Source organism: Rhizobium sp. 2YAF20, from assembly GCF_052114685.1.
Taxonomy (GTDB): Bacteria; Pseudomonadota; Alphaproteobacteria; order Rhizobiales; family Rhizobiaceae; genus Rhizobium.
Genome location: NZ_JBFRFF010000002.1, coordinates 119898 through 137543 on the forward strand (window position 1 = coordinate 119898; position 17646 = coordinate 137543).

The 17646-nt window shown below is 59.4% G+C and carries 21 protein-coding genes; 4 read left to right on the forward strand and 17 right to left on the reverse strand.

Annotated features, from left to right (window positions below; genetic code table 11):
* Nucleotides 1-30: 30 nt before the first annotated feature.
* Together AB4Z52_RS04690 and bfr are read left to right on the forward strand one after the other, a co-directional pair.
* Nucleotides 31-342, forward strand: a complete 312-nt coding sequence (locus AB4Z52_RS04690) for a (2Fe-2S)-binding protein (protein WP_442216750.1) — start codon at nucleotides 31-33, stop codon at nucleotides 340-342.
* Complete coding sequence (gene bfr / locus AB4Z52_RS04695) at nucleotides 308-793, forward strand: bacterioferritin (protein WP_442216751.1); 486 nt, start codon at nucleotides 308-310, stop codon at nucleotides 791-793. Before AB4Z52_RS04690 ends, bfr begins: the two co-directional genes overlap by 35 nt.
* A gap of 58 nt (nucleotides 794-851) precedes the next feature.
* On the opposite strand, the gene AB4Z52_RS04700 is transcribed toward bfr, so the two are convergent.
* The 6 genes from AB4Z52_RS04700 to rsfS all read right to left on the reverse strand — a co-directional run bounded on the left by AB4Z52_RS04700 (nucleotide 852) and on the right by rsfS (nucleotide 6663).
* Nucleotides 852-1394 carry an RNA pyrophosphohydrolase gene (locus AB4Z52_RS04700; RefSeq protein WP_442216752.1) on the reverse strand — a complete coding sequence of 181 codons (543 nt, stop codon included), beginning with the start codon at nucleotides 1392-1394 and terminating at the stop codon, nucleotides 852-854.
* Between the two features lie 35 nt (nucleotides 1395-1429).
* Complete coding sequence (locus tag AB4Z52_RS04705; protein WP_442216753.1) at nucleotides 1430-2623, reverse strand: divergent polysaccharide deacetylase family protein; 1194 nt, start codon at nucleotides 2621-2623, stop codon at nucleotides 1430-1432.
* A gap of 81 nt (nucleotides 2624-2704) precedes the next feature.
* A complete protein-coding gene (locus AB4Z52_RS04710; protein ID WP_442216754.1) occupies nucleotides 2705-4027 on the reverse strand; it encodes a S41 family peptidase in 1323 nt (440 codons plus the stop codon).
* Nucleotides 4017-5447, reverse strand: coding sequence for a murein hydrolase activator EnvC family protein (locus tag AB4Z52_RS04715; RefSeq protein WP_442217000.1), 1431 nt, complete (start codon nucleotides 5445-5447; stop codon nucleotides 4017-4019). The genes AB4Z52_RS04710 and AB4Z52_RS04715 overlap by 11 nt, the downstream gene beginning before the upstream one ends.
* A gap of 168 nt (nucleotides 5448-5615) precedes the next feature.
* Nucleotides 5616-6098 (reverse strand): 23S rRNA (pseudouridine(1915)-N(3))-methyltransferase RlmH, encoded by a 483-nt coding sequence (gene rlmH, locus AB4Z52_RS04720; RefSeq protein WP_442216755.1) that lies wholly within the window; start codon nucleotides 6096-6098, stop codon nucleotides 5616-5618.
* A 121-nt stretch (nucleotides 6099-6219) separates the two neighbouring features.
* Nucleotides 6220-6663 carry a ribosome silencing factor gene (rsfS, locus tag AB4Z52_RS04725; protein ID WP_442216756.1) on the reverse strand — a complete coding sequence of 148 codons (444 nt, stop codon included), beginning with the start codon at nucleotides 6661-6663 and terminating at the stop codon, nucleotides 6220-6222.
* Between the two features lie 272 nt (nucleotides 6664-6935).
* Between rsfS and AB4Z52_RS04730 the strand changes: the two genes are divergently transcribed.
* Nucleotides 6936-7307, forward strand: coding sequence for a winged helix-turn-helix domain-containing protein (locus tag AB4Z52_RS04730; RefSeq protein ID WP_442216757.1), 372 nt, complete (start codon nucleotides 6936-6938; stop codon nucleotides 7305-7307).
* A gap of 13 nt (nucleotides 7308-7320) precedes the next feature.
* Here AB4Z52_RS04730 and modC read toward each other — a convergent pair whose 3' ends face one another.
* The 7 genes from modC to obgE form a co-directional block, all read right to left on the reverse strand.
* Nucleotides 7321-8391, reverse strand: a complete 1071-nt coding sequence (gene modC / locus AB4Z52_RS04735) for a molybdenum ABC transporter ATP-binding protein (protein ID WP_442216758.1) — start codon at nucleotides 8389-8391, stop codon at nucleotides 7321-7323.
* Nucleotides 8388-9089: a molybdate ABC transporter permease subunit gene (modB, locus tag AB4Z52_RS04740; RefSeq protein WP_442216759.1), complete on the reverse strand. Its 702-nt coding sequence runs from the start codon at nucleotides 9087-9089 to the stop codon at nucleotides 8388-8390. The genes modC and modB overlap by 4 nt, the downstream gene beginning before the upstream one ends.
* An 89-nt stretch (nucleotides 9090-9178) precedes the next feature.
* A complete protein-coding gene (gene modA, locus AB4Z52_RS04745; RefSeq protein WP_442216760.1) occupies nucleotides 9179-9973 on the reverse strand; it encodes a molybdate ABC transporter substrate-binding protein in 795 nt (264 codons plus the stop codon).
* Nucleotides 9974-10526: 553 nt separating this feature from the next.
* Nucleotides 10527-11171 (reverse strand): nicotinate-nucleotide adenylyltransferase, encoded by a 645-nt coding sequence (locus AB4Z52_RS04750; RefSeq protein ID WP_442216761.1) that lies wholly within the window; start codon nucleotides 11169-11171, stop codon nucleotides 10527-10529.
* Nucleotides 11146-12429, reverse strand: a complete 1284-nt coding sequence (locus tag AB4Z52_RS04755; protein WP_442216762.1) for a glutamate-5-semialdehyde dehydrogenase — start codon at nucleotides 12427-12429, stop codon at nucleotides 11146-11148. Before AB4Z52_RS04755 ends, AB4Z52_RS04750 begins: the two co-directional genes overlap by 26 nt.
* Complete coding sequence (gene proB / locus AB4Z52_RS04760) at nucleotides 12422-13591, reverse strand: glutamate 5-kinase (protein WP_442216763.1); 1170 nt, start codon at nucleotides 13589-13591, stop codon at nucleotides 12422-12424. Before proB ends, AB4Z52_RS04755 begins: the two co-directional genes overlap by 8 nt.
* Nucleotides 13588-14676: a GTPase ObgE gene (gene obgE / locus AB4Z52_RS04765; protein WP_442216764.1), complete on the reverse strand. Its 1089-nt coding sequence runs from the start codon at nucleotides 14674-14676 to the stop codon at nucleotides 13588-13590. Before obgE ends, proB begins: the two co-directional genes overlap by 4 nt.
* A gap of 80 nt (nucleotides 14677-14756) precedes the next feature.
* On the opposite strand from obgE, the gene AB4Z52_RS04770 reads away from it, so the two are divergent.
* Nucleotides 14757-15617, forward strand: coding sequence for an endonuclease/exonuclease/phosphatase family protein (locus tag AB4Z52_RS04770; protein ID WP_442216765.1), 861 nt, complete (start codon nucleotides 14757-14759; stop codon nucleotides 15615-15617).
* A gap of 40 nt (nucleotides 15618-15657) precedes the next feature.
* Here AB4Z52_RS04770 and AB4Z52_RS04775 read toward each other — a convergent pair whose 3' ends face one another.
* The 4 genes from AB4Z52_RS04775 to rplU form a co-directional block, all read right to left on the reverse strand.
* Nucleotides 15658-16245, reverse strand: a complete 588-nt coding sequence (locus AB4Z52_RS04775) for a GNAT family N-acetyltransferase (protein ID WP_442216766.1) — start codon at nucleotides 16243-16245, stop codon at nucleotides 15658-15660.
* Nucleotides 16242-16877, reverse strand: coding sequence for a GNAT family N-acetyltransferase (locus AB4Z52_RS04780; RefSeq protein WP_442216767.1), 636 nt, complete (start codon nucleotides 16875-16877; stop codon nucleotides 16242-16244). The genes AB4Z52_RS04775 and AB4Z52_RS04780 overlap by 4 nt, the downstream gene beginning before the upstream one ends.
* 125 nt (nucleotides 16878-17002) lie before the next feature.
* Nucleotides 17003-17272, reverse strand: coding sequence for a 50S ribosomal protein L27 (rpmA, locus tag AB4Z52_RS04785; RefSeq protein ID WP_111163104.1), 270 nt, complete (start codon nucleotides 17270-17272; stop codon nucleotides 17003-17005).
* Between the two features lie 32 nt (nucleotides 17273-17304).
* A complete protein-coding gene (rplU, locus tag AB4Z52_RS04790; protein ID WP_442216768.1) occupies nucleotides 17305-17622 on the reverse strand; it encodes a 50S ribosomal protein L21 in 318 nt (105 codons plus the stop codon).
* Between the last annotated feature and the right edge of the window lie 24 nt (nucleotides 17623-17646).

The window sequence follows — 17646 nt, forward strand, 5'->3', positions numbered from 1 at the left end:
AAGTGTCATGTTTGATGGACTGAATAAGGCATGCTGGTCTGCAGTTGCAACTACATCACCGATAGTGAAATCCGGGAGGTCATTACCGAGCTCCTCGATGAAGATTGCTGGCAGCTCATCGTGCCGTCCAAGGTCTACCATGCCATGTCGAAGCGGGGCCGCTGCTGCGGCTGCTTCCCCAGCGTTGTGGATCTGATAATAAAAACAACCGAGGATTATCATGCCCGTCGACACTCGACGGATGCCGAAATATTTGATTTCATGTCTCGTCTCAAGAAATTTCATGACGAAAATAGGAGAGCGGACATTGAAAGGCGACAAAAAAGTAATCGAGCGGCTTAACGAGGCACTATTTCTCGAACTGGGTGCGGTCAATCAATACTGGGTTCATTATCGCCTTCTCGAGGATTGGGGATACACCAAACTCGCAAAGAAGGAGCGGGCCGAGTCGATCGAAGAAATGCAGCATGCCGACCGATTGGTCGCGCGCATCATTTTTCTAGAAGGCCATCCAAACCTGCAGACACTTGCACCACTGCGGATCGGACAGAACGTCAAGGAAGTGCTGGAAGCCGATCTCGCCGGCGAATATGATGCTCGCACCTCCTATAAAAAGTCCCGCGAGATCTGTGGTGACGAGGGAGACTATGTGTCCATGAAGCTATTTGAGGACCTGCTGGCCGACGAGGAAGGCCATATAGATTTTCTCGAAACCCAGCTCGACCTGCTTGGAAAGATCGGCGAGACGAAATACGGTCAGCTCAACGCCGATTCAGCCGATGAAGCGAATTAGTCAAATCTTATATTAATCTGGCATGCGGCCAAACGCGGTCGCCTGCCCTCCTTGCCAATCAATCGTCCATTGCGCGAAGGTCAGCCAGGTGCTGGAATTCGGAGATGACTTGCGCGTAAACCGCTCGCTTGAAGGGCACGATAAGGTCCGGCAAGTCGGTCATCAGCTTCCATTCCCAAGCATCGAATTCTGCCAGGTGGCCTCCAGGTGGCGGGTTTATGGCAATCTCGCTCTCATCGCCCTCGAAGCGGAATGCGAACCAGCGTTGCGTCTGGCCACGGAACTTGCCCTTCAGGCCGATGCCGATTAGCTGCGGCGGAAGATCATAGTTGATCCAGTTGCGCGTCTCGGCGAGCAAGGACACGGTCCTGATGCCGGTCTCCTCGTAGAGCTCGCGATAGGCCGCCTGTAGCGGATCTTCGCCCTTGTCGATGCCACCCTGCGGCATCTGCCATAGCTGTGGCGAACCGTCATATTCGGAGTTCTCGTCCGGAATGCGCCGGCCAGCCCAAACCAGACCATCGCGATTCAAAATCATGAGGCCGACGCACGGACGATAAGGCAGGTCTGCGGCGTTCACGGGTGATTGGCTCTTGCTCATTGTCTTCCTCTTGGCGGCTGAAATCTGCCACGGCTTCAGGGATGCTTGGGATCGTCGGCCAATGCCGAAACAGCGACAATTTCAATGCCGCGTGTTGCGGCGTCTTCGCTCCACTTGCTGATGGCGTCAATACTCTCGTCGAAGGCGGAGGCGACGCCGATCGCGGAGCCGTTGCGGCGAGCGACGCGCTCTAGTTCGTCAAGTTTCTTCAAGATGGCATCGGTCTGCAACTCGCCGTCCAGCTGCATGTCCCCAAAAGCATGGGGGACTGAAAGCGCCTTGGCGATTGTGCCGGATTTCGATTGTGCCGAGGATCCGTCATCGAGAAAGAGCAATCCGCGCTTGCCAATGTCGCGCAGAACGGGCTCGAGCGCCGTTGGATTTGATAGAAAGCGGCCGCCCAGATAATTCATGACGCCAGTATAATTGGTGATCTCGCCCATGGCCTTGTGTAGATCTTCGACGTTCCTTGCCGCCGGCTTGGAGGTCAGAAGCGTATCCGGCCCAGGGTTGTTGCCGGGATAGTCGAAGGGTTCGAACGGCACCTGGATCAGGATCTCGTGGCCGTCGCGGCGGGCTTCCTGCATCCAGCGCTGCAGGCTGTTGCCGCTGGCGGCAAAGGCCAGCGTCACCTCCTCGGGGAGTTTCTCGATCGCGCGCTGGGTGCCGGTCTGGCTTAAGCCCAAACCACCGACAACGATGGCTATACGGGTGCCACGCGCACCGGACCATGGCCTTGCATATTGATCCATCGGCCGTAATCCACCGGAGCCGATGATCGGCAGTCGGCCATAGGGCGAGTTCTCCAGCAGGCTGTCATTTGGTGTTGCTGCCATGCGCGGGTCCTGCCCAACCTGGCTCGCCCCGATCAGGACCGGGCCATTGCCGTCGCGCGAACGGGGGCTGAACGTGGTAACGACCGAACCGTCACCCGTGGTCGTTCGCTGGACATTGGCGCCCGACTGGGGATCGGCCTGCGGCATTCCCGTCTTGACGGCATCGCTTTCGGCAGGTTTTTCCACGCCGGCAGGAGTAGATTGCGGCGCAATTCGTGCCGTCTCCGTCGCAGGTGTCTTCTGCAGATTGTCTTTGAGCAATGCCGAATAGAGCGAGAACCCGGCAATGGCAATCAGGCAAAGTCCAGCGATGCCACGGCCCAAAGGCAGGGCTCGCCTCTTACGACCAGCAGGGCGGTCCCTGCCCAGCGGTGCATGCAGATCCGTTCCCAATTTCCTCGTCCGCCCCAACCGGAAACCGTTCATCCCCAACATGGAAGCGCCGGGTCTGTTTCCAGCCCGGCGCCTTGTCTGTTACTTGGCGACAACCGCCTTTTCAGGATTTGGCGGGAAAGACGGATCGGTCTTGACGCCGCGCAAAAGATCGAGCGCGTAATTAAGCTGCACGTCGTCCTTCGCCTCCGGCGGAACGTAAGCTTCGGATCCGGATCCGTCATCCGTCTCGTTCTGACCCTTGATGTGGCCACGAAGCGTCGATTCGCCCTCGGTCACCAGCTTGCCCTTCAGGTCGTCCGGCAGCGGCTCGCTGACCTTGACATCTGGGGCGATACCAGTGCCCTGGATCGATCGGCCCGACGGCGTGTAATAGAGCGCTGTCGTCAGACGAAGCGCACCGTTTTCGCCGAGCGGAATGATCGTCTGGACAGAGCCCTTGCCGAACGACCGCGTGCCGAGGATGGTGGCGCGCCGCAGATCCTGCAATGCACCGGCAACAATCTCCGAGGCGGATGCCGAACCGCCATTGATGAGAACGATCATCGGCTTGCCGTCGGTCAGGTCGCCCGGGCCGGCATTGTAGCGGCGGGTCTCGTCCGGATTGCGGCCGCGGGTCGACACGACCTCGCCGCGCTCGAGGAAGTCGTCGGCCACGTTGATTGCCTGGTCAAGCAGACCGCCTGGGTTCAGGCGAAGGTCGATGACGTAGCCCTTCAGCTTGTCAGCAGGAACCTGCTGCTTGATCTTCTGGATCGCAGCTTCTAGATCCGGCGTGGTCTTTTCGGTAAACTGCAGGATGCGGATATAGCCGACATCGTTCTCGATCCGAGACTTAACGGCGGCGACCGGAATAACGTCGCGGATGATCGTCAGATCAATGGGCTTGTCGACGCCCTTGCGGGTCAAGGTCAGCTTGATCGGCGTCTTGATCGCGCCGCGCATCTTCTCGACCGCATCTTCTAGCTTGAGGCCCTTGACGGAAGCACCGTCGATCGCGGTGATATAGTCACCGGCCTGTACGCCAGCCCTGGCGGCGGGGGTGTTTTCGATCGTTGACCCGACCTTCACAAGGTCATTGTCCATCGTCACCTCTATGCCAAGGCCGCCGAATTCACCCTTGGTCTGGGTGCGCATGTCTTCGGCGTCTTTCGCGTTCATGTAGCTTGAATGCGGATCGAGCGAGGCAAGCATACCGTTGATGGCAGCTTCAACAAGCTTGTCTTCCTGAGGCGGGGTCACGTACTGGGCGCGGACACGTTCAAAGACATCGCCGAAGATAGACAATTCCTTGTAAGTGGAGCCGTTCGCTGCTTCCGCCGGCGCCCCTGCCGAGTAAATAACGCTCATCGCGGTCGCACCCATCAATGCGCCAACGAGAACAAGAGAAGCCCTACGAATCATTGCGTGCCTTTCCAGTATCCTTCAGGGTCCACCATGGTCGGGAATCGACCGGCTTTCCATCTTTTCGAAATTCAATGTAAAGCGTTGGCCGGTTTGTTTCCAGCGCCAATGCAGTCGCACTTGCCACTCTTTTTTCGCCCATCGCAGCCAAAGGCTCGCCGGCAAAGATAAATTTGCCCTGGCGGGTCTTGATTGCGTCCATTCCGGCGAAAACCATGTGGTAACCGTCGCCCGTATCGAGGATGATCATTTGGCCATAGCTGCGGAATGCACCAGCAAAAACCACCAATCCGTCGGCCGGAGCCGTGACCAGTGCGTCAGGGCCAGTGGCAACCGTCAGGCCCGAGGCGGTATGTCCGGTCCCGTCGTCGTCGCCGAATTGGCGGAGTATCTCACCCGCCACAGGCAACTCGAGCTTCTGTTTCAAGTCTGAAAATGGATATGCGGGCGCAATGCGGTTTTTATCGGGCACCCCGCTTTCGGCCAGCGCCTTCGCCTGGGCGCGCTGCTCATCCGTCATCAGCAGCCGGCGCTCCTGGTCTTCACGGGCCGCGGTCGCTGCGTCGCGCACCGAGCCGATCTGGCTCTCAAGCGAGGCGACAAGGCCCTCAAGACTGGTGGCTTGGCCGGCAAGCTCCTGCGATCGCTTACGTTCGGCTTCCGCTTGGGCGATATTCTGCCTGCTATTCCTGTCGTTTTCGGTAATCAGCAGATCCATTCGCCGCTCCTCTTCCAGACTGTTCGTCATGGTGGCGATAAGGTCGGCTTTCTCGGTCGCCGCGGCAACTTCGACCTTGGAAAGATCGGTGAGGTCGGCAATGAGCTTGTCAGTCTCCTTGCGCATTCCCGGGACGACCGCGCCGAGGAGGATGGCGCTTCGCACGGAAGCAAGCGCATCGTCGGGGGTCACCAGCAGCGCCGGCGGTGGGTTGCGACCGATCCGCTCCAAAGCGGCAAGTACCTCGGCAAGCAACCCACGACGGTCGTGCAACGACCGGCGAATTCCGTCCTCCTTGACCTTGAAGCCTGTCAGGGTCTTCTCGCTGTCGGCAATCTTGCGGTCCATTGCCTTCCGGCGTGCGGCGGAATCGATCAATGCCTGACGCATGCTGGCATTGCTCTTATCGAGTGCTGCGATGCTTGCCTGAAGTTCCTTGATCCTGTCTGCGGAGATGCTGATCGTCTTTGACAGGGCATCAAGCTCGACGCGGGTCTGGTCGCGCTTCTGCGCCAATTCGGCGGCTGGGTCTGCTGCGGGGTGAGAGGTGTCAGCATCGGCCGAGGGGCCGGGCTGCGCGGTTTCAGCAGCGCCAGACGCGGGGCCTGCCTCTTGCGCGCGCGCTTCGGTATTCTTCAAATCGATCAACAACGCCATGAACAAGCCCGCGCCAACTGATGCCGCCAAGGATGGCAGCAACAGGCGTTTGAGCGTGGTCATGGTTCGTGTCATTCAGGTCCGTTTGATCGGGCTGGGTCCGAGGCCCTGCCTCTCGTCCAACCTCATAAGCTGATTTGCGGACATTGGCCAAGAACATGGCGTGAATCGCCCACGGAATCAAAACACTCGTCTGTGAGCATTCGGTTAAGATCAGGCGCGATGGTAGGGATGGCCGGACAGAATGGTCACGGCACGATAGAGCTGTTCCGCAATGAGGATGCGCACGAGCTGGTGCGGCCATGTCATCTTTCCCAAGCAGATCGTGGCGTCGGCCTTGTCGTAGAGGGACGGGTCAAGTCCGTCGGGGCCGCCGATGGCGATCGTCAGATCGCGTTTTCCCTGATCGCGGAAATTGCCAAGAAGGGCGGCAAAGGCCTCGCTGTCCATCGCCTTGCCGCGCTCATCGAGAAGGACGAGAATGCTGCCCTCGGCCAGCGTCTTCAAAAGCATGGAAGCTTCTTCGCGCTTGCGCGTCTCGCCATTCGAGGCACGGCTTTCGGTGACCTCACTAAGGCGCGCGAGTTCCATGCCGATTGCCGGGCCGGTCTTGGCAAACCTGTCAAAATAGCGAGCCGCAAGGTCTTTCTCGGGGCCGGCTTTCAACCGTCCCACTGCAAAGAGGCCAATTCGCATTCCGGCTCCAAAGCATGACGCCATCAAGGCGACGCAAATTCATCAGCTGCCGGAAAGCTGCCCTCCGGCCATTCAAACCTGCTTACATCTGCCGCCCATCAGCCGGAATTGCTCCCGGACGCTAGTGCAGAGTGCTCTCTTCGAGATCCGGCGCTGCCCACATCTTTTCGATGTTATAGAACTCGCGGATTTCCGGGCGGAACACGTGTACGATGATGTCACCGGTGTCGATCAGAACCCAATCACCGCCTTCGAGACCCTCGACGCGGGGGTTGCCGAGCCCTTCGTCCTTGATATCGGACGTCAGGTGATCGGCGATCGCCAGAACGTGCCGGTTCGAACGCCCGGAGACAACCACCATGTGGTCCCCCAGCGCAGACTTTCCAGCAATGTCGATGGTGACGATATTCTCAGCTTTGGAGTCCTCGAGGCTCGCGAGGACGGCTTGCAGGGCTCGGGCGGCAGCATCGGCGCCACGTTCCGGGCTCTTCGGGATAACGACATGCGTTCTTCCCTTGGCGTGTACTGTTGTCAGTGCTTTCCCTTTCCTGGAATAACAGAACATACACGTAATGATCCGGACGACGTCCAAATCACACACTAAAGATAGTCATCAAACCTTAAAGGTTTCAAGACGCGCGCATGTTCATATCGCCCAGGGGAGCCAAGTTTATTTTCGATTCACGTCATTTTGTTGCGAGGAGTATGAGCAATTGCTCAATAGCCCTGCAAAGGTTTGGCGCGAAGCAAGGCTACCGCTCGGCTTGCGCCGTATACAGAGGGTAGAGGCGCGCGTATAGACTGTTGATCACCAAGAGCCGATCGCCGTGAGCAAAGATGCGGAAAGACCCTCTCAAACCCGTCCTGCGAATAAGCTTTCCCGGCCAGGACAGGCTCGGGCACGGCAAGATGGAACTTCTCGAACATATCAGAGAGACGGGCTCGATTTCGGCCGCGGGCCGCGCCATGGATATGTCCTATCGCCGGGCGTGGCTGCTTGTTGCCGATCTCAACCGCATGTTCCGCGAGCCGTCGGTCGAATCCCAGCGCGGCGGGCAGAAGGGCGGCGGAGCGGTCCTCACCGAATTCGGCGAGCAGTTGCTTGCTCGCTTCCGCACCATGGAAGAAGCGATGCATCAAGCACTTGTCGCCGACCTCGAATGGCTCGACGCCAATCGTCGCCCGATCGACGAGCCGAAAGACCCTTGATTGCCAGCAATTGTCAGGGTTCCAGCGCCACGGTCTTGATGATCGCGTAGACTGGCTTGCCAGTCTCCAGAGCCAGCCGTTCGCGGGATAGCTGCGTGATGCGGGAGAGTATCGCCTCGCCACCGCAATCGACCTCAACCTCGACCATGCCGTCGCTCGTCTCCCCGATCCGGCTGATGCGGCCTTCGAGGATATTGAGTGCGCTCAATCCGGTCGGCTCGGCAATCGCCAACATGACGTCGCGCGCGGGAATATGGACGCGCACCGACTTGCCGATCGCTCGGCTTACGCTGGGAACATGCAGCCGTGCGGTTTTGAGCGCGACGACCGTTATCCGGTGAGATTGCGACACGCTTTCCACCTTGCCCTCGAGCAAGACGCCGGCCTCGCGTCGATCGACTTGCACAGCGGACGGCTGGCTCAACACCTCGACGGCAGATCCGGTCGCCTCCACCTTGCCGTCTCGCATCACGATCACACGGCTGGCAAGTCGCGCCACCTCGGCAACCGAATGGCTAACGTAGATGATAGGGATATCGGTTTCATCGCGCAGCCGCTCGAGATAGGGCAGGATTTCCGCCTTGCGGGCGTCATCAAGCGACGCCAAGGGCTCGTCCATCAGCAATAATCTCGGCGCTGAAAGCAGCGCCCGGCCGATTGCAACGCGCTGCTTTTCGCCGCCGGAGAGCTTGGCTGGCCGCCGCGTCAGCAGATGGCCGATACCAAGCATGTCGATGATGCGATCGGAATTCTTACTGCGCTCCCCTTTCTGGGCGAACCAGCGGCCGTAGCTAAGGTTCTGGCTGACGGTCATGTGGGGAAAGAGCCTCGCCTCCTGAAAGACGTAGCCGAACCTGCGCCGATGACGCGGGATGAAGACGCCTTTTTCGGCATCGAAAAGGACGGTGTCGTTAAGGACGATCCGACCATGATCCGGGCGCGTCAGTCCGGCGATGATGCGCATTATCGACGTCTTGCCAGAACCGGAGCGGCCAAAGAGCACCGTGACGCCGCCGTCCGCCTTGAACGCTGCTTGAAGCGAGAACGAACCGAGGCTGTGGCTGATATCGACGAAAAGCGTCATTCGAACTCCAGCCTCCGTCCAAAGAGATGGGCAAGAAATTCGGATGCCAGCAGCGCTGCCATCGAAATGACGATTGCGACAAAGGTTAGTCGCCACGCCCCGGCATCGCCTCCAGGTACCTGGGTAAAGGTGTAGATCGCCGACGACAGGGTCTGGGTCTCGCCTGGAATGTTGGAGACGAAGGTGATTGTCGCGCCAAATTCGCCCATCGCCTTGGCAAAGGAAAGGATCATGCCGGCTATGATGCCGGGCAAGATCAACGGGAGCGTCACCGTTAGGAATATCCATGCGGGGTTGGCCCCGAGCGTGCCTGCCACCTCCTCCAGCTTGCGGTCGACCGCCTCGATAGAAAGTCGGATGCTTCGGACCATCAGTGGAAAGCCCATGATGCCGCAGGCGAGTGCAGCACCCGTCCAGCGGAACGAGAAGACGATACCAAAATGCGCATCGAGAAATGCGCCGATCGGGCCTTTGCGGCCAAATAGGATCAGTAGAATGAAGCCCGTGACCACAGGTGGTAGGATCAACGGCATATGAATGACGCCGTTGAGAAGCGACTTGCCCCAGAACCTGCCGCGGGCAAGCAGTAGACCAGCTGCTATACCGAACGGGAGGCTGACCAGCATGGCGACCATAGAGACGCGCAGGCTGAGTAGGACCGCCGTCCATTCGTCATTGCTAAGACCCAACGCGTCCAATGCCCAGCCCCGCTAAACGTAACAGGCCCGCCGATCGATCTGCGAACCTGCAATATCCTGCCGCAAGGCCTTCTTCACGGCGCCTTGGCTTATTTTATGATCGTGAAGCCTTCATGTTCAAAGAACGGAGCAGCCTTAGCGGATTTCAGGAAATCGAAATAGGCGGCAGTATCAGGATTCTTGCTGTCGGTCGTGATTGCAGCCGGATAGATGATTGGCGGATGGCTGTCGGCAGGGAAAGTCCCAACGATAGCGACGCCCGGATCGGACGCTGCATCGGTCTGATAGACGATGCCGTAGGGTGCCTCGCCACGCGATACCAGGGCCAACGCCGCGCGAACACTTTCGGCTCCGGCCACCTTTTTCTCTACCGAAGACCAGATTCCCAGCTTCTCAAGCGCGGCCTTGCCGTATTTGCCAGCGGGCACAGAATCGACCTGGCCCATGGCGAGGCGGCCATCGCCGAGCAAAGTAGCCAAATCTAGGCCTTGCTTGATGTCGACAGGCTTCGCCTTGTCTTTGGCAGCAACGAGGACAATCTGGTTGCCGAGAAGACTAACGCGTGTGTCGGGATTGATGAGGTTTTTCTTGGCGAGGTAGTCCATCCAATCGGTATCGGCGGAAATGAAGACATCCGCCGGCGCACCGCTTTCCAACTGCTTGGCGAGCGCCGAGCTTGCCGCGTAGGAAACGACAACTTTCTTGCCCGTCTGTGTCGTCCAGGCGGCATCGGCATTGTCGAGAGCGTTCTTCRGGCTGGCAGCTGCAAAGATCGTCACGTTTTCTGCGGCACGAGCCGGCAGGGGAATAGCAGCGATACCAAGCCATATGGCAGAAAAGGCAGCAGTAGCGAGCCTGACAAACGGGCGGTGACGGACGGTCATATCTCTCTCCAAAAAAGCGCCTAAGCCACGCGAGAAGTATCGCCTGCCGGCGGTTTTGGCTAGGGTTGTATTCGCAAAAACATAACGCGATGCCAGCCAGATTTTCCGGTGCCCTAAGGAAAAGATTGAATATTTCGGGGTTTTGCATTCGGTGGGCGCATGGCTTGGCCTGCTGCGGTCGGCCAATTAGGGGTCATTTCGCGATCAGCCGCAGCGAACGACCGCTTTTCACCTCCACAGGTGATCGCAGAACTCCTGCGCGATCGGATCCGATAGTGACTTGAGGACATGGGGATATTTTTTGGGCACAAAGTGAGCTAAGATATGCCAATTGCGCATAGCTGCATTGCGATAAGAGCAATGTATTTGCCTATGAATTCTGATAGATATTAAATATCGAAATGGCGTTCTCCTCCTCCCAACGCCTTTCGATTTGGATCGGCAACACTCCTCCTCCCAGTTGTCGATCAGGTTTGAAAGCCCGACGGATCTCCTCCCCCGTCGGGTTTTTCATTTTGGGCAACTCCTCGGAAATTCGATCGTCGTTGATGCGCTATTGGGCGGCACGGAGCTCCGTCGAGCTCAGTGCGGAGCGGGGCCCGTGAATAAAGGTCCAGGCAGGCGCGGCCCTTTTCCAAAGCACGCGAGCATCGTCTTCGTCGACACGGGCATAGTGGAACGTCTTGGCCATCTTTGCCGAGAGGTAGGAGAGCGTCGAGCCTGGCCTGTCGATGACTGCGATCGGGAAGGTTCGCGCGATATTCTGCCACTTCTGCCATTTGTGAAATGTGTTTAGGCTATCGGCGCCCATGATCCATATGAAGTGGACATTGCGGTTCATCGCCTTGATGCGGGCAAGCGTATCGGCGGTATAGTTCATGCCGAGCGCCCGTTCGAAAGCCGTCACCTTGATCCGCGGGTCGAGCGCGACCCCTTCGCTAAGTGAAATCCGCTCGGAAAGCGGCGCTAGATGATTTCGGCTTTTCAGCGGGTTTCCTGGTGTCACCATCCACCAGAGCTGGTCGAGCCCAAGCCGGCGGATGGCAATTTCGGCGACGAGCGCGTGGCCCTTGTGGGGTGGATTAAAGGATCCGCCAAATAGCCCGACAACCATGCCGCGCTCGGCATGCGGCATGCGAAGGTAACGCGGATCGATCTTTTCGGCTGTCACGTCAGGGCCGTATCTGTCCATTGCCACGCACACGGTATTTAAATGAGGTTAGTTGCTCGACGCCGACCGGTCCGCGCGCATGCATCTTGCCTGTGGCGATGCCGATTTCCGCTCCCATGCCAAATTCACCGCCATCGGCAAACTGTGTCGAGGCGTTGTGCAGCAGGATCGCGGAGTCGACCTCGTTGAAGAAGCGCTCAACGACTTCGGGATTTTCGGCAATGACGGCTTCCGTGTGGTTCGACGAGTATTTGCCGATGTGCGCGATGGCGCCGGAAATACCGTCCACCAGAGTAACGGAGATGATTGCGTCGAGATATTCCGTCGACCAGTCGTCCTCGGTCGCGGCCTTGAGCGCTGGAGCGGTCTCCAAAACCTCGGCGGAACCCCTGATTTCGCAGCCGGCGTCCGATAGCGCGGCAAGAAGTGGCCGCAAGTGCGTGGAGGCGACCGCCCTATCAACCAGCAGTGTTTCGGCCGCGCCGCAAACCCCTGTCCGGCGCATCTTGGCGTTGACAATGATGCGTTTTGCCATCTCCAGGTCGGCGGAGGCGTCGATGTAGACGTGGCAAAGGCCTTCCAGATGGGCAAAGACCGGTACGCGGGCTTCGTCCTGGACGCGGGCAACCAAGCTCTTGCCGCCGCGTGGCACAATGACATCGATCGTTCCGTCAAGGCCGCGCAACATCGCGCCGACGGCCGCCCGGTCGCTTACCGGTACGAGCTGGATCGCGTGCTCGGGAAGGCCGGCTGACTTCAATCCCTCGACGAGGCAGGCATGGATCGCCAGCGATGAGCGTCTGGAATCGGTGCCGCAGCGCAGGATGACCGCGTTTCCAGCCTTCAGGCAAAGGGCGCCGGCATCTGCCGTGACGTTTGGCCTGCTTTCGAATATGACGCCGATAACGCCGAGCGGCGTGCGGACGCGCTCAATCTTCAGCCCGTTGGGGCGATCCCAGGCGGCGATGACCTCCCCTACGGGGTCGTTGAGCGCGGCAATGGTGCGGATACCCTCAGCCATTTCGACAACGCGCTTTTCGGTAAGCGTCAATCGATCGATCGAGGAGGCAAGCATATTGGTGCCTTCGACCGCCTTCAGGTCCTTAGCGTTTTCAGCCAGGATGGCGCTCATGTTGGCGACGATGGCATCGGCCATAGCTTCAAGCGCTTGATTCTTCTGTTTGGTCGAAGCGAAGGACAACGGTCGCGAGGCAGCCCGGGCTTTGCGGCCGATGTCGTTCATCAGCGCATCGATGTCGGGGCCCTTGGCGACGGCGTCAAGCATGGGCTTCGTCCTTCCTCTGCTTCTCTGTTCGTGCTTTCGAGGTCGTGGTCATCACCAGATCGTCGCGGTGAACCATCGCGGCGCGACCGGCATAGCCGAGAATGGCTTCGATCTCCGCCGACTTGCGGCCGGTAATCTGGCGCGCCTCGTCGGCGTCGTAGCCAACAAGGCCTCGGGCGATTTCGCGGCCGAGCGGCCCCATGACGGCCACCGTGTCGCCGCGGCCGAAATGGCCGGTGACGGAACGCACGCCCGCAGGCAGGAGGCTTTTGCCAGCCCCAAGCGCTACGACTGCGCCGTCATCGACGTGAAGTTCGCCGGCCGGCTGCAATTGCCCGGCAATCCAGGTCTTCCTGGCCGTCACCGGCGTGCCCGACGGGGCGAACCAGGACGAGCGTGCGCCGTTCTCGATTGCGTTCAGCGGGCGATCGGTCTTGCCGGAGGCGATAATCATGGCGCAGCCGGCACCGGTGGCAATCTTGCCGGCATCGATCTTGGTGCGCATGCCGCCGCGTGACAGCTCTGAGGCGGCGCCGCCGGCCATCGCCTCGATTTCAGGAGTGATCTCAGCGATCGTTTCCAGGAACTTTGCCTGCGGATCGACATGCGGGGGAGCGGTGTAGAGCCCATCGATATCGGATAGCAGGATCAACAGATCGGCACCCGTCATCGTCGCGACGCGGGCAGCGAGGCGATCATTGTCACCATAGCGGATTTCGCTGGTGGCGACGGTGTCGTTCTCATTGATGATCGGAACCGCGCCGATCTTCAACAGCTGGCTGATAGTGGCCCTTGCGTTCAGGTAGCGGCGGCGCTCCTCGGTATCGCCGAGCGTCAGCAGGATCTGACCGGCGACAATCTCGCCTTGTGACAGGCTTTCCGACCAGGCGCGCGCAAGCGAGATCTGGCCCACGGCTGCTGCTGCCTGGCTTTCCTCCAATTTCAGAGCGCCGGAGGGAAGATCGAGCACGGAGCGCCCAAGTGCGATCGCACCCGACGAAACCACCAGAATGTCGATGCCCTTCGCCTTCAAGGCGGCAATGTCGGTGCATATGCCATCCAGCCAGCCCTTCTTGAGGCCGGCCTTGCGATCGACCAGAAGCGCCGAGCCGATCTTGATGACGATGCGGCGGTAGCGGTCGAGCGGCTTGCGGGCTGTCATCCCTGCTGCTCCTCGTCTATGCCTTTGCCGTCTTCATCCAACCCCTCGATATCGCGGTGGCGGATTTTCAGTGCCTTGAGCGGCTTTTCACTGGGCTGTCCAACGACGATAATATCGCGGAGCGCCCGTAGCAGGTCGGTCATGCCCTTGCCGGTAACCGCGGAAATCTGGAACGGCGTCTTGCCGCAGGCGCGCGCGAGCTCGCGGGTCTTCTTCTTGAGTTCGGCATCGTCAAGGACATCGATCTGCGACAGCGCCACGATCTCCGGCTTGTCGGTGAGGTCGTTGCCATAGGCTTCAAGCTCATGCTTGACGGTCTTGTAGGCCTTGCCAACCTTTTCCTCTTGCGCGGATACGAGGTGCAGCAGCACGCGCGTCCGCTCGACATGGCCGAGGAAACGGTCGCCGATGCCGACGCCCTCATGCGCCCCTTCGATCAAGCCTGGAATGTCGGCCAGAACGAATTCCTGGCCATCGACGGTCGCAACGCCGAGGTTTGGGTGCAAGGTGGTGAATGGGTAATTGGCAATCTTCGGGCGAGCGCGGGTGACCGCCGCAAGAAAAGTCGACTTGCCGGCATTGGGAAGACCGACCAGGCCGGCATCGGCGATCAGCTTCAGCCGTAGCCAAATCGTCTTCTCTTCGCCATCTAGGCCGGGGTTTGCCCAATCCGGTGCCTGGTTGGTCGCGGATTTGAAATGGGCGTTACCGAAACCGCCATTGCCGCCGGCGGCCAGGCGAAAGCGCTGGCCTTCCTGCGTCAGGTCGCAGATCATCGTCTCGCTGTCTTCCTCGAAGATTTGTGTGCCGACCGGAACCTTCAATGTCACGTCGCTACCGTTGGCACCGGTGCGATTGCGCCCCATGCCATGGGTGCCGATTTGGGCCTTGAAATGCTGCTGGAAGCGAAAATCGATGAGGGTGTTCAGTCCGTTGACCGCCTCGGCCCAGACATCACCGCCGCGTCCGCCGTCGCCACCGTCAGGGCCACCGAATTCGATGAACTTCTCGCGGCGAAACGAAACGCTGCCGCCGCCGCCATCACCCGATCGGATATAGACCTTCGCTTCATCTAGAAATTTCATTTTATGTCCGCTATTCGGTACCAGATTGAACCCGCATGCCGCTTCGATATAGGCGGTTCAGCCGGAGGTCAAAGATTATCGTGAAGTTGGCAAGCTATAACATACAGTACGGGTTCGGTCTCGACGGTAGATATGATCTCGAACGGATCGTTGCGAGCATCGCCAATGCCGATATCATTGCGCTGCAGGAGGTCACCCGCGGCTCGCCCCGCAACGGCCATGTCGACATGGTCGCAGCGATCGAGGCATTGCTTCCCGACCACTTCTCCGCCTATGGGCCGGCCTGCGACATTCACCACGATACCATCGTCCGAGACGGGCGGCAGGTCAGCCGGCGCTTCCAGTTCGGCAACATGGTGCTGTCGCGCTGGCCCATTCTTGCCACCCGCACGCTGCTTTTGCCGCGCAGCCGCACCTTGTCCAAACTCAATATGCAGCGCGGCGCCACCGAAGCGGTGATCGACACGCCGAAGGGTGCGCTTAGGGTCTATTCCCTGCATCTCGACCATGTTTCGCCCGACGAGCGGATCGCCCAAATCAACCATCTCAAAGATCGTCTCAACAGCTTCGTGCGCGAAGGCGGGTCGCTTACCGGCGGCGAGGAGGTCGGATTGATCGATCCGCCTTTGCCCGAGGACTATATCGTCATGGGCGACTTCAACATGGAGCCGGAATCGCCGGAATACAGGGCCTGCGTCGGCACAAAAGACAAATTCTACGACCGGGTGCCCCGCTTCGATATCCCTGCCGACGCGCTCGATCTTGCCGGCTGGTACAAGCCGGGCTGCTATAGCTGGGTAGATCCGGGAAATCATATGCGACGAATGCATCTCGATTACTGCTTCATCAGTTGCGGCCTCCAAAGCCGGCTAAGGTCCGCCTATGTCGACACCGATGCGGAAGGGTCTGACCATTTTCCGGTCTGGATGGAATTGGACTGACGGATAGAGCCATCGCCGTAGATGCAGCGATGGCTCTCGTTTAGGCAACCCGCGAAATAGGCAGCGTACCTGGCGACAGCACTGTCTCGACATGCGGGACCATGGTGTTGCGTGCGAAGCTGTAAACTTCAGTACAGCCCGTGATGCGGAAGCCGAGCTTCTCCTGCAGCTTTAAGGATGCAGGATTGTCGACGAAGACACCGGAATGCACAGCCGTTTCGGGCATTCGCCTCCCGAACCGCTCAAGCGTTGCGGACACTGCCTCACCCATGAAGCCTCGCCGCCAGTAGTAGCGGTTCAGCCAATAGGCGAGATTCCAGCGGCCATGCCTGAGTTCGATCGCGACGACACCGATATGGACGTCGTCCTTTTCGGTGATTGCAAGCGTCCAGTTCCGATCGATGCCCGAAGCACGAGGGATGAGCCAGTCGAGCGCATCCTGACGGTCATAGGGCGCTGGCACCCGGGCCATCATCCGCGTGACCGCGAAATCCGACAGCGAGCTCGCGATCGCATCTGCATCCGCCAGGCGGTGCGTCCGCAAGGTCAGTCGCTCCGTCTGGATGACCGGTATCGGGCCAGGGCCAGCCGCATTGTCGTGGCGACCGTGGAAGAGGGCGGCGTTCATCGCAATGCCCCCCAGCTCCTGAGCGACATCCAGGTCTTGCGGTCCAGCCGAAACCACTCGACCGGCACCGTGCCGCCGAGCGCCAAGGACGCCGCCAGCCCCGATCCCTGGAACTGGAAGCCGCACTTGTGGATCACCCGGCGCGAGGCGACGTTGGTTACCCGGCAGCGGGCGTCGATCTGCTCGACGCATTCGCGTGTCCGGAAGACCATGTCGATCAGGGCATGGGTGGCTTCCGTCATATAACCCTGGTTCCAATAGGGCTCACCCAACCAATAGCCGATCTCGACGGTTGCCGGATCATGTCCCGGCTCGACACCGCAACAACCGATGAAGGCACCGTTTTCGGACTTGGTGATCGCATAGACGCACTTGCCAATCTCGCCGATATTCGTGCGTCGCACGAAGTCGGCGGCGTCTTTGGCCGTGTACGGGTGCGGCATCCGCGATACCATTGTGGCGACGTTGGCGTTGTTGGCGAGATGGGCAAGGGCGTCTATGTCTTCTTCGTGGGGCGCGCGCAAAACGAGCCTTTCCGATAATAAGACGGGGCAATCGGTCCTTAACCTGTCCGGCCTCAGCCGTTCTTCGGGAGACCTTGATTGGTCTTCCCTCAATAATTCGCCTTGCATGGTTCAGTCCTCCTGGAGAGTGAAAAAAAAGGGGAGATGGCGCCCCATCTCCCCTTTTTTCTAGACTGAACCTGATGCGATCAGCCGGGTCGATGAGACGCCGGCTGTTTTTGAGCGCTACCGGCTTATTCCGCTGCTTCCGCTTTCGGCATTACAGACACGTATACTCGGCCGTTTGCCTTCGTACGGTAGTTCACATTGCCCGCGGTAAGCGCAAAAATGGTGTGGTCCTTACCGAGGCCAACGTTGGAACCCGGATGCCACTGCGTACCGCGCTGACGCACGATGATGTTGCCCGAAATGACGGCTTCGCCGCCGAACTTCTTCACGCCAAGGCGCTTGGATTCGGAATCGCGACCGTTGCGCGACGAACCGCCAGCTTTTTTGTGTGCCATTGGAGTTCTCCTTTAACCCTTGATCCCGTTAGTTACTTGGCAGCCACGATGTCCGTGATGCGGACAACAGTGTGATGCTGGCGATGACCGCGCGAGCGCTTCGAGTTCTGACGACGACGCTTCTTGAAGGCGATAACCTTCCGCGCGCGGTTGTGCTCGACCACCTCGGCCTTGACGGAAGCACCCGTAACGAAGGGAGCCCCGATCGCTGCATCGGCGCCTTCGCCGATAACGAGAACTTCATTAAATTCAACAGTGTCGCCGGCGATGGCTTCCAGCTTCTCGATGGTCAGCACGTCGTTTGCTGCCACACGGTACTGCTTACCGCCGGTCTTGATGACTGCGAACATTTTTTATCCTTTCATGTTCGTTCC